This is a genomic window from Haemophilus parahaemolyticus, from assembly GCF_018373095.1.
Lineage (GTDB): Bacteria > Pseudomonadota > Gammaproteobacteria > Enterobacterales > Pasteurellaceae > Haemophilus_A > Haemophilus_A parahaemolyticus_A.
The window spans coordinates 1-11859 of sequence record NZ_JAHAHT010000050.1 but is presented as its reverse complement, the minus strand read 5'-3'; the positions used below and the strand labels follow the sequence as shown (position 1 = coordinate 11859).

Below are 11859 nucleotides of genomic sequence, written 5' to 3'. Positions count from 1 at the left end.
CCCTTCACGCTGCTGCACCTCACCGTGGAGCCGGAGTTTATCGATGTGAACGTACATCCGTCAAAGATGGAGCTTCGCTTCAAGGACGTTAATTTCCGATATATTTTACAAAGTGAGGCGTGGATTTTCCAATTCACGTATCCTACAAATAGTTTAATTTTTATTTCAACAAGGAACTTCTAAATGGCAAAAATTACAGGCAACTTAGTGGCAACGGGCATTAAATTCGGTATCGTAACGGCTCGTTTCAACGATTTCATCAATGACAAATTATTAAGCGGTGCGGTAGATGCACTAGTGCGTCACGGTGCATCTGAAGACGACATCGATACCGTATGGGTACCTGGTGCGTTTGAAATTCCACTGGTGGCGAAAAAAATGGCAGAAAGCGGCAAATATGATGCTGTGATCTGTTTAGGTACAGTAATCCGTGGCTCAACTACTCACTACGACTACGTTTGTAACGAAGCGGCAAAAGGCATTGGTGCAGTCGCATTACAAACTGGTGTGCCAGTAATGTTCGGCGTATTAACCACCGAGAGCATTGAGCAAGCAATTGAGCGTGCAGGCACAAAAGCAGGCAACAAAGGGGCGGAATGTGCTTTAGGTGCGGTAGAAATGGTAAATGTGTTAAGAGCACTTTAATCCAATATCTAATATATTAAGTATTTATTACTGATGTAAAACAAGCGGTCATTTTTGACCGCTTTTTTGCATCTTCTAACTATGGCTAGTTTATAGGTAAAAATTAACTAGAAATAAAATTTAGAATTTTATGAATAATTAATAATCAACTCGTGCAATTACTCTATTAATAATCTTCAAATTCGATAAAAACTAGAAGATTTTTTCCTAAAAAATCGTTATAGTTAAGGAACTTTTTTCTACTTTCGTTTTTTAGGCAAAAAACGATTAACATTTCATTCTTTAATTTAGGTTTTTCCTGAGGTTTTTATGGATGCTTTAAACAGCCTTTTAGGTATTGTTGTATTGCTTTTAATTGCCTTTTTACTTTCTTCAAATAAAAAAGCAATTAATTATCGAACTGTATTAGGTGCGTTAGGTTTACAAGTTGGGCTTGGTGCATTAATTCTTTACGTTCCCGCAGGCCGCCATGTATTACAAGCGTTGGCAGATGGCGTAAATAACGTGATCGGTTATGGCTTTGAAGGTATCAAATTCGTATTTGGTGGCTTAGCAAGCGATAAAATTTTCGAAGTAATGGGCGGTGATGGTTTTATTTTCGCAGTTCGTGTTCTCCCTTCAATCGTATTCTTCTCTGCATTAATCTCTCTTCTTTATTACATTGGCGTAATGCAATGGATCATCAAAATTATTGGTGGTGGCTTACAAAAATTATTAGGCACTTCAAAAGCAGAATCTATGTCTGCAGCGGCTAACATTTTCGTAGGTCAAACTGAAGCACCTTTGATCGTAAAACCTTACATCAGCAAAATGACTGAATCTGAGTTATTTGCAGTAATGGCAGGTGGTCTTGCGTCTATTGCAGGTTCTGTAATGGCAGGTTATGCGGGTATGGGTGTACCATTAACTTACTTAATTGCAGCATCATTTATGGCAGCACCAGCAGGTTTATTATTTGCAAAAATTTTAGTGCCACAAACTGAATCATTTAATGATGATATGGCGAAGGTTGAAATGGAACAACCTGCGAATATCCTTGATGCTGCTGCTGCGGGTGCAGGTGCAGGTATGCAACTTGCATTAAACGTTGGTGCAATGTTAATCGCATTCGTTGCATTAATCGCATTATTAAACGGTATCTTAGGCGGTATCGGGGGTTGGATTGGTATGCCAGAGCTTTCATTAGGTATGCTTTTCGGCTATATTTTCCGACCGCTTGCATGGGTAATCGGTGTACCATGGGAAGAAGCACACATTGCAGGTCAAATGATTGGTACGAAACTAGCAATCAACGAATTCGTAGGTTATTTAGAGTTTACTAAATACTTATCGCCAGAATCTGCTATTCAATTGACAGACAAAACTAAAGCAATTATCACGTTCGCGTTATGTGGTTTTGCAAACTTTAGTTCAATTGCAATCTTAATTGGTGGTTTAGGCGGTATGGCACCTAACCGTCGAGGTGATATTGCACGCCTTGGTATCAAAGCAGTTATTGCAGGCTCACTGGCTAACTTAATGAGTGCAACCATTGCAGGCTTATTTATCGGTTTAGGCGGTTCGATCGCATAATCAAAATTTAATCTACATAACACCACGGTTAACGTGGTGTTATACTTTATAGCAACCGAAAACGTTTGCTTAAGTTTTCATCAATTCTCACTTGAGAATGTTTTTATATATAAAGAGGAAAGAAAAATGACTCCACATATTAATGCTCCTGAAGGTGCTTTTGCTGATGTTGTAATTATGCCAGGTGACCCACTTCGTGCAAAATACATTGCAGAGAAGTTCTTAGAAGATGCGAAATTAGTCACTGATGTTCGTAATATGTTCGGCTACACTGGCACATATAAAGGTCGTAAAATCTCTGTAATGGGACACGGTATGGGTATTCCTTCTGCATCTATCTATGCAAAAGAGCTCATCACAGAATATGGTGTGAAAAAACTTATCCGTGTAGGAACTTGTGGTGCAGTCCGTCCAGATATTCACGTTTATGATGTAGTAATCGGTTTAGGTGCTTGCACAGACTCAAAAGTAAACCGTATTCGTTTCAAAGACAACGACTATGCACCTATTGCGGATTTCGATATGACAATGGCTGCAGTCCAAGCAGCAAAAGCAAAAAACATTGATGTAAAAGTGGGTAACTTCTTTAGTGCTGACTTATTCTATACCCCAGATGTTGAAATGTTCGATGTAATGGAAAAATATGGCATCGTCGGTGTTGAAATGGAAACAGCAGGTATTTATGCTGTGGCAGCGGAATATGGTGCGAAAGCATTAGCAATCTGCACAGTGTCAGACCATATTCGCACTCACGAAGTAACCAGTGCAGAAGAGCGTCAATTAACCTTTAACGGTATGATTGAAATCGCATTAGAATCTGTTTTAATTGGTGACCAACAATAATTGATTGATAAAAACCGGTCAAATTTTGCAATCTTTTTGTACAATTTGACCGCTATATTATGGATAAAGATTATTTCCTTTATTCGCTCTTTTCACCCCCTATTTTTTGTCAACTCTCCCAACTTATTTTCTTTCCTCATAAATTTTCTACTCGTGAAAAAGTCGATTTTATGCTATTTTATAATGTACTTTTCCCCGCTGATTTTGGCAGAATACGGAAAAGGATATTTTTAACTTAACTCATTGATTTTAAGGAGCTTTTATGCAACAAGGTAGCGGTTTAGAAATGTTGATCATTCTCGCTGTGTTCGGTGTGATTTTCTATTTTATGGTTTTCCGCCCACAATCTAAACGCCAAAAAGAACAACGCAACTTGCTTTCAAGCCTTTCAAAAGGGGATGAAATCTTAACAAGCGGTGGTTTAATCGGTAAAATTACCAAAGTAAGTGCTGAAGACGAAAACATCGTGATCGCGTTAAACGACAACAACGAAGTGATGATCTCTCGTAACTTCGTCGTAGCGACCTTACCAAAAGGTACAATGAAAGCATTAAAACCTTAATCTCATTTTCTAACGCTTGTTTTGGGTGCATTAGCGTGCTTAAAACAAGCGTTTTACTTTTAGGAGAATTAGTGTGTTAAATCGATTCCCATTATGGAAGAACTTGATGGTCATTATTATTACCTTAATTGGTGGCCTATATGCTCTTCCAAATTTATATGGTGAAGATCCATCCGTTCAAATTTCAGGGACACGTGGGCAAGAGGCAACAACGGAAACGTTGGCTCAAGTCAATAATGCCCTTGCATCGTTGAATATCTCACCAAAAGCAACGCAGCTTGAAAATGGCTCGATCTTAGTGCGTCTGGAAAAAGACGATCAACAATTGCCTGCTAAAGAGAAAATCTCAGAAGTGCTAGGTGATAAATATTCAGTGGCTTTAAACCTTGCTCCCGCGACACCAACTTGGCTAACGGATATTGGTGGTAGCCCGATGAAACGTGGTCTAGACTTACGTGGTGGGGTTCGCTTCTTAATGGAAGTAGACATGAATACCGCAATGCAAAAGCAGCAGGAAAGCTTACAAGACTCTTTACGCAGTGATTTCCGAAAAGAGAAAATTGGCTATAAAGCGGTTAAAAAAGGCGAGAATTTTGCAACTGTGATCGAGTTTAATGACTCTGCTGATGCAGATAAAGCCGTGCGCTTAGTAAAACGTACGCATACTACCCTAGAAGCCACTTACAACTCACCGACAGAAGTAACTTTTGCACTTTCTGCAACGGGTTTATCTTCTGCTCGAGATATGGCCATTGAGCAAAACTTATCTATTTTACGTAAACGTGTGGAAGAGTTAGGTGTTTCTGAACCGACTATTCAGCGTCAAGGTGCCGATCGTATCGTAGTTGAATTACCAGGGGTACAAGACACCGCTCGAGCGAAAGAGTTGCTTGGTGCAACTGCAACACTTGAGTTCCGTTTAGTCAATGATACTGTAAATCCAGAAGCAGCAACGCGTGGGATTGTGCCTGCAGATTCAGAACTCAAATATATGCAAGATGGCCGCCCAATGGTACTTAAACGTAAACCGAGTTTAGGCGGTGAGCATATTATAGATGCAAATTCTGGCAAAGATGACCGTGGTTTACCACAAGTTAGCATTAAGCTAGACAGCGATGGTGGTAACCAAATGGCAGAGATTACGAAAAGTGCAGTCGGTAAGCCAATGGCAACACTTTATAGCGAGTTCAAAGATTCTGGTCGTCGTGATGCAAATGGCAAAGTGATCCTTGAAAAACACGAAGAAGTAATTAATGTTGCAACCATCAACAGCCGTTTAGGTAACCAATTCCAAATCACAGGGATTAACTCACCTGCTGAAGCTCAAAACTTAGCAGTATTGCTTCGTTCAGGAGCATTGATTGCGCCAATCGTTATTGTAGAAGAACGAACAGTGGGTGCGTCACTTGGTGCGGATAACGTTGAAAAAGGTGTAGAAGCAGGTATGTATGGCTTAGTGCTTACTATTATATTCTGTCTGGTATACTACAAAATGTTCGGTGTGTTTGCTTCTATAGCATTAACCGTGAATATGATTTTAACAATGGGGTTAATGTCGTTAATCGGTGCAACCTTAACTATGCCAGGTATTGCTGGTATTGTGCTTGCCGTTGGTATGTCAGTGGATGCGAATGTATTGATTTACGAACGTATCAAAGAAGAGTTGCGTAACGGTCGCTCAGTACAACAAGCGATTCACGAAGGCTATAACGGCGCATTTACCTCTATTTTCGACTCAAACTTAACCACTATTTTAACCTCATTAGTGCTTTATGCCGTGGGTACAGGGCCTGTAAAAGGCTTTGCGATTACTTTGGCATTGGGCGTAATGATCTCTATGTTTACCGCAATCACTGGAACGCGTATGCTTGTAAACTGGGTGTATGGTGGTAATAAACGTGTGAAAAAACTTTGGATTTAAGGTGATATAAATGGCAATAGTTCAAAAAGAAAAAGACGTATCGGAAATCAAGCTTCCGTATAAGCTCATTCCATTTATGCGTTATCGCTTTATCGGTTTTGGCTTCTCACTCATTGTAACAGCACTTTGTCTTTTCTCCATCGTAACCAAAGGCTTTAACTGGGGCTTAGATTTCACGGGCGGTACTGTGATTGAAACCTCATTTTCACAACCTGCTGATTTGGAAAAAGTAAGAACCTCTTTAGAAAAAGAGGGCTTTAGTAGTGCGTTAGTGCAAACCACGGGTAGCCAAAAAGATATTATGATCCGCTTGCCTGCCTCTGCTGGGGATAAAGATCTAGGCAGTAAAATTATGAATATGGTTCATAAGGATATTGACCCTCAAGCGGTAATTAAAAGCGTAGAATTTGTAGGGCCAAACGTAGGGGAAGAGCTTACTCAAGGGGCAATCTATGCAACACTAGCAACACTTGGGATGCTTTTACTTTACGTGGGAACGCGTTTTGAAATTCGTATGGCATTCGGCGGTATCTTAGCCTTGTTCCACGATGTATTAGTCACCTTGGGAATTTTCTCTTTCCTTCAAATTGAGATCGATCTTACTTTTGTCGCTGCGATTCTCTCTGTTGTTGGCTATTCACTTAACGACTCTATCGTAGTATTCGACCGCGTGCGGGAAAACTTCAGTAAAATCCGCCGTGTAAGCTCGCAAGAGGTGATTGATATTTCATTAAGCCAAACGCTCTCGCGTACCTTAATGACGTCTGTAACTACACTCTTTGTGGTAGCTGCCCTCTTCTGGTTCGGTGGCCCAAGTATTCACAGCTTCTCGCTAGCCTTGTTAATCGGTATCGGTTTTGGTACTTACTCTTCAATCTACATCGCAATCGGTGTGGCATTAAAGCTAGGCTTAGACCGCGAACATATGAACAAACCAGTGGTTGAAAAAGAAGGGGCAAATACTGAGTCTTTTATTGATTACTAGTTTGGTAACTTTCAAAGAGAAAAAGACCGCTTGTTGAAAATAACAAGCGGTCTTTTATAAGTAAATTTTCTTACCAGTTAGCTAAAAAGACATCAATGTAAAAAAATTGTGAACTTAATCACACTTTTATTACATTTTTGTTTTTTCTACCCTCAATTTGTGTATATTAAAGCCATCTTTTAGCTATTTAGCTGTGGAGGATTTTATGGATACTGATCTCAACTCAATTAAAAAAGCCAATCATCGCAATAATCTCATTTTTATTTCTGATGTGGTCATCTTTTTTATTCTTTTGAATACACTACCTTTTACACCTGAAGCCAATAAAAGTTTGGCATTGCTTGTGTTTATCGCCATTTTATGGCTCACTGAAGCATTGCACGTAACTGTCACGGCTCTACTTGTGCCAATATTGGGTATTTTACTTGGCTTGGTAAAATCTAAAGAAGCATTAGCCGCTTTTGCTGATCCAACCATTTTCTTATTCTTTGGCGGCTTTGCGCTGGCAACCGCACTTCATATTCAAAAATTAGACCATTTGATCGCCAATAAAATTATGGCGTTATCCAAAGGGAAACTGTCCATTGCAGTGTTGTATCTCTTTGGTGTAACCGCATTCCTTTCAATGTGGATGAGCAATACCGCAACCGCTGCAATGATGTTACCGCTTGCAATGGGGATTTTAAGCAAACTCGATCCAAAGCATGATCACAACACTTACGTTTTCGTGCTACTTGGCATTGCATATAGTGCAAGTATTGGCGGAATGGGCACTCTTGTGGGAAGCCCGCCAAATGCGATTGTAGCGACACAGCTTCACATTACCTTTGCTGAGTGGATGCAATATGGTTTACCAATTATGATTATTTTGCTACCGCTTATGATTGGTGTACTTTATGTAGTATTCCGTCCTAAATTTAATGTTTCATTTAATCAAACTTTTGAAAAAATTGAATTAAACAGTGCTCGTATTTTAACTCTTGTGATTTTCGTATTAACAGCGTTGGGCTGGGTGCTTAGTTCATATTTAAATCCGATTTTCTCTAGCATTTTAGGCTTACAAGGAAAAATCGGCAGTTTTGATACTGTCTTGGCACTGATTGCGACTGCTGCACTTTGTGTTACTCGCCTTGCGACGTGGAAACAAATTCAAGAAGGCACAGAATGGGGCGTGTTATTCCTCTTCGGAGGTGGTTTAACCCTCAGCTCTATTTTAGGGCATACAGGTGCAAGCAAAATTATGGCTGATAGCATTGTAGCTTTTATAGAAGGCGGGCATTACTATATCATCGGTTTAATTGTCGCAACCTTTATCATTTTCTTAACCGAATTTACTTCAAATACCGCAAGTGCAGCATTGCTTGTACCGATATTTATTTCAATTGCAGAAGCCTTGAATATCCAATCTTTCGGCTTAGCATTGATTATCGGCTTAGGGGCATCTTGTGCCTTTATGTTGCCAGTTGCTACCCCACCAAATGCAATTGTGTTTGGTACGGGAATGATCAAACAAACCGAGATGGTCAAAGCAGGCTTTTGGCTTAATATCATCTGTGTATTTGTGATTGGTACAATTGGGTATTTGTTCTGGTTCTAATCAATAAATAAAAAAGTTGGTAAAATCAATTAAAGATCCTTACCAACTTTTTATTTATAAATTACTTTCTTGTTCTATTCCATAAATCTGCATATTTTACAAAGGTGGAGTGAGCAGAAAGAATGGCTAATAAAAGCCCCTGTTTTCCATCTAAAAAACCAGCTTTAAGCATATACATTTTCATAAAACAGCCTAGGGCATGAGTTATACCATCTAATAAAGATGCTTTTTTACCTGCATTTGCTCGCTGAACTGCCCATGCCTTTGCATAGCTTGCGGATTTAATCAAGTAGTGATGAATATCTTTATAGGTAAAATGCAGCAAATCTCCTTTCAATTTTTTTACCTTTGCGTTTTTGGGATAATGTACTTTTTCATGTACCAATTCATCGCCATATTGAGCAAAATTAGTCGCATATAAACGCACCACATAATCAGGGTACCAGCCTGAATAGCGGATTTGTCGTCCAAATACTTCGCTTAAGCGACTAATCTGATAAACTGCATTTCTTTCGTTATTTTCGACCGCTTGTAAAATACTTGCTTTTAGCTCTAGTGTTACACGTTCATCCGCATCCAACCATAAAACATAATCACTTGTAACATATTGTTGAGCAAGTTGACGTTGTTTACCGAATCCCTGCCAGTCAGCATTTAAGTAAAACTTTGCTCCATACTGTTCTGCAATTTGCTGCGTGTTATCCGTGCTTCCGCTATCTAAAATAACAATCTCATCTACCCAACCTCTGATAGTTTCAAGACAAGCACCTAAATCTTGAGCTTCATTTTTCACAATCATTGCAACACTTAATGTTGGCATCTTTTTTATTCCTATTTTAAACGTAAAATAATCGTTATTTTACGTGATATGACTTTAAATCTCATCAAAAAGATAGATGACGAATATCATTAACTAAATAACAAATCCATTCCGTCAATCAATACTTTGCTTGGTTTATCGAAATACACACCGCTGTTCGGTTCGCCGTTCATTCCGCGCAAGAATAAATAAGCAACGCCGCCAAAATCTCGGTCGTAGTCGTAACTCTCACCTAGGCGAGCACGTAGATAACGATGTACCGCGAGGGTGTAAAGCAAGTATTGTAAATCGTAGCGATATTGTCCTATTGTTTTCTCAAGGCATGTTTGGCGGTAATCTTGCGGTAAATAGCCTAAGAAGTTCGATTTATAATCAATTACATAAAATTTGCCATTCGCTTTGGCAATACAGTCTATAAAACCGCGCACATAGCCTGAAAGTTGCGGTAATCGCAATGGTGGTAATTGACGAGCTAATTCACTCTGTTCTTGTAATAGCTGATTGAGTTTGCGTAAGCCCTCTTCATTTTTTAGGCGTAAGAAGAATTGCCATTCATTTAAGCGATATTCATTGGTAAGATCGCTTAATGCTAAATTCTCCGTAAATGGTGTGGTGCGGACTTGTTCTATCCAGTGTTGCACGGGTGCTTGCCACTCTTCACCTAAATTGAGCTGTTCGCAAATTGGCAAAATATCTTCAATTTTAACTGCTTGTTGGAAGTCGCAATGCTCCATAAAACGGTGCAAAATGTTCCCTACTTTGGTGCTATGCGGGAACTGGTAAGCGTTTAAACTATTTGCAGTTTCTTCCACAAAATCGCCCGCTTGTTCTATGCCTACCTCAACTAATGGCTCGCTGTAAGCGGTCTGATTATCGTAATCTTGTGCAAAATCGTTGATTTCGGTGAAGTAATCTATTTGAACCTTGTTGTGGCTTTCTAACGCCCAATCGTTATAGTTGCTTAATGCACTAAAACTCGTGATCTGCCCTTGATTTGTCGGAATCGTGTGGTTAAATTCACGTACTTGCAGTAATGCTTCTGTTTCTTGCCCAGTTGACCAAAAACGTTCTTCGGCACTTTCTGCAAGCGTTTGTAACGTGCAATTTAATCTTTTCTCTGCAAAATAGGTTTCTGTGCTACTGCTGGTTTCAGTACCTGTTAAACCGATTTCGCCATTGCTAAGCAAATAGTGAATACTATTCCAACCTTTGCCAAATTGAGCTGGCAAAATCAAGTTCAGCTGCGATTCGGCACGGGTTAAGGCAACATAAAGCAAACGTAGATCTTCCGCATATTCTGCTTGGTTCTTGAGCTGTTGGATGGTTTCCTCTCTTCCGCCAAAATCCCACTGCTTTTGAGCATTCTCATCGTGGTAAATAGAGAGAGCAGATGCTTTTACGCTAGTACTGTTTTTACCAATAAACGGCAGCCAAACGACAGGATATTGCAATCCTTTTGAGCCGTGAATAGTCACGATTTTAATCAATGCTTCTTCGCTTTCTAAACGTAAAGTATGGGTATCGTCACCATTCTCGACATCATTTAGCGTCTGCTCATACCAACGCACTAAGGCACTCTCATTTTCCACCTCTTGCATTGCCGATTGTAAAATTTCCGCAAGGTGGAATAGGTCGGTTAATAAACGATCTGCATTCGCTCGAGCTTTTAAACGTTCTATTACACCTTCTTGCAAGAAGAGTTGATGTAACATCGGCAACACGCCTTGTGATTGCCAAATCTGTTGATAATGAACAAATTTATCAACATAGTTTTCCCATTGCTGCTCATCATTTTTAAGCTGATAAATCTCTTGTGCAGTTAAGCCCCACAAGCTCGAACCCAAAGCACAGAGCAAGGTTTTCTGTTGATACGGATTTAGGCAGGCTTTTAATACCCATACTAATTCTGACGCGACCTCACTCTCATAAACACGGCTACGCTCAGAGAGAAAAACGGATTTCAAACCTCGTTTAGCTAAAGCACGTTTCATCAATTTGGCTTGATTATTGCTTCGCACCAAAATCGCAATATCCTTCGCCTCAAAGCTACTTTTCTCCCCACTTTTGACATTTTGTAGATAAATTTCGCCCGCTTGCATTGCCATCAATTGCTTTTGAATTTGATCGGCACAATGCTCAGCCGCTTCATTTTCTTTAAATTCAGGCTGCAAATAGCAAACTACATTTTCACTACCGATTAATTCTGCCTCTGGCGTTTTGGCTTTTACCGCTTGAAATGGAATGCCTTGATATAAAAACGGATGGTTTCCACTATTTTCTGGGAAGGTAAAAATCTGATTTACTGCTTCAACAACCTTCGGCAAAGAACGCCAGTTTTTATCTAAGGTACGTTTTTCATCCGCTTGCTCCGAGGCCTTCAAATAGGTAAAAATATCCGCTCCACGGAATTTATAGATCGACTGTTTGGGGTCGCCGATCATAATAAAGCCCTGATTTTGAGCCTCTTCTGCCATATAAATTTGGCTAAAGATTTCGTATTGGGTTTGGTCTGTGTCTTGAAATTCGTCAATCATCGCAAACGGATATTGTTGACGAATTTGGCTTGCGAGCTGTTTTCCGCGTGTGTTTTTCAACGCCTGATTGAGCATAATCAGCAAGTCATCAAAACTTTTTTCAGGATGTGTGGCTTTATAATCAGCCAATTTTTCCCGCAAACGCATTAAGAATTGATAAAGCAAGACCGATTTCTGTTTTGCTTCAAACTGGCTTTGATAAGCGGTCAAAAATGCTTGATTAGTTGCGAAATGTATCGATGTAAGCGGTTCTGCTCCTTCTTCGGCTTTTTCAATAAGGCTTTTTTGGCAAAAGCGTGAAAAATGCTCTGCGGGGAAATAAATAGCTTCACTTTCTGCCCAAGTATCCACTGATTTCAACCAATTTTCCAGATAACGCA

The 11859-nt window shown here is 39.7% G+C and carries 10 protein-coding genes; 8 read left to right on the top strand and 2 right to left on the bottom strand.

All coding sequences use genetic code 11. The features are described from left to right. The 8 genes from KH943_RS06195 to KH943_RS06160 all read left to right on the top strand — a co-directional run. Nucleotides 1-183, top strand: a 183-nt coding sequence (locus KH943_RS06195) for a hypothetical protein (RefSeq protein ID WP_304109008.1), incomplete at its 5' end; no start/stop codon positions are given. Next, entirely contained in the window at nucleotides 184-645 is a 462-nt protein-coding gene (gene ribH, locus KH943_RS06190) for a 6,7-dimethyl-8-ribityllumazine synthase (protein ID WP_119222586.1), read from the top strand. A gap of 309 nt (nucleotides 646-954) precedes the next feature. Beyond that, nucleotides 955-2217, top strand: a complete 1263-nt coding sequence (locus KH943_RS06185) for a NupC/NupG family nucleoside CNT transporter (protein WP_304109004.1) — start codon at nucleotides 955-957, stop codon at nucleotides 2215-2217. 126 nt (nucleotides 2218-2343) lie between these two features. Beyond that, nucleotides 2344-3060 carry a purine-nucleoside phosphorylase gene (deoD, locus tag KH943_RS06180; RefSeq protein WP_304109001.1) on the top strand — a complete coding sequence of 239 codons (717 nt, stop codon included), beginning with the start codon at nucleotides 2344-2346 and terminating at the stop codon, nucleotides 3058-3060. A gap of 262 nt (nucleotides 3061-3322) precedes the next feature. Next, a complete protein-coding gene (gene yajC / locus KH943_RS06175; protein ID WP_005706203.1) occupies nucleotides 3323-3622 on the top strand; it encodes a preprotein translocase subunit YajC in 300 nt (99 codons plus the stop codon). Nucleotides 3623-3695: 73 nt separating this feature from the next. Next, nucleotides 3696-5543 (top strand): protein translocase subunit SecD, encoded by a 1848-nt coding sequence (secD, locus tag KH943_RS06170; RefSeq protein ID WP_304108997.1) that lies wholly within the window; start codon nucleotides 3696-3698, stop codon nucleotides 5541-5543. 10 nt (nucleotides 5544-5553) lie between these two features. Continuing rightward, nucleotides 5554-6528 carry a protein translocase subunit SecF gene (secF, locus tag KH943_RS06165; protein WP_304108994.1) on the top strand — a complete coding sequence of 325 codons (975 nt, stop codon included), beginning with the start codon at nucleotides 5554-5556 and terminating at the stop codon, nucleotides 6526-6528. A 205-nt stretch (nucleotides 6529-6733) separates the two neighbouring features. After that, nucleotides 6734-8125 (top strand): DASS family sodium-coupled anion symporter, encoded by a 1392-nt coding sequence (locus tag KH943_RS06160; protein ID WP_304108991.1) that lies wholly within the window; start codon nucleotides 6734-6736, stop codon nucleotides 8123-8125. A 61-nt stretch (nucleotides 8126-8186) separates the two neighbouring features. On the opposite strand, the gene KH943_RS06155 is transcribed toward KH943_RS06160, so the two are convergent. Beyond that, nucleotides 8187-8945, bottom strand: coding sequence for a glycosyltransferase family 2 protein (locus tag KH943_RS06155; RefSeq protein WP_304108988.1), 759 nt, complete (start codon nucleotides 8943-8945; stop codon nucleotides 8187-8189). An 89-nt stretch (nucleotides 8946-9034) separates the two neighbouring features. After that, nucleotides 9035-11859, bottom strand: a 2825-nt coding sequence (recB, locus tag KH943_RS06150) for an exodeoxyribonuclease V subunit beta (RefSeq protein WP_304108987.1), incomplete at its 5' end; no start/stop codon positions are given.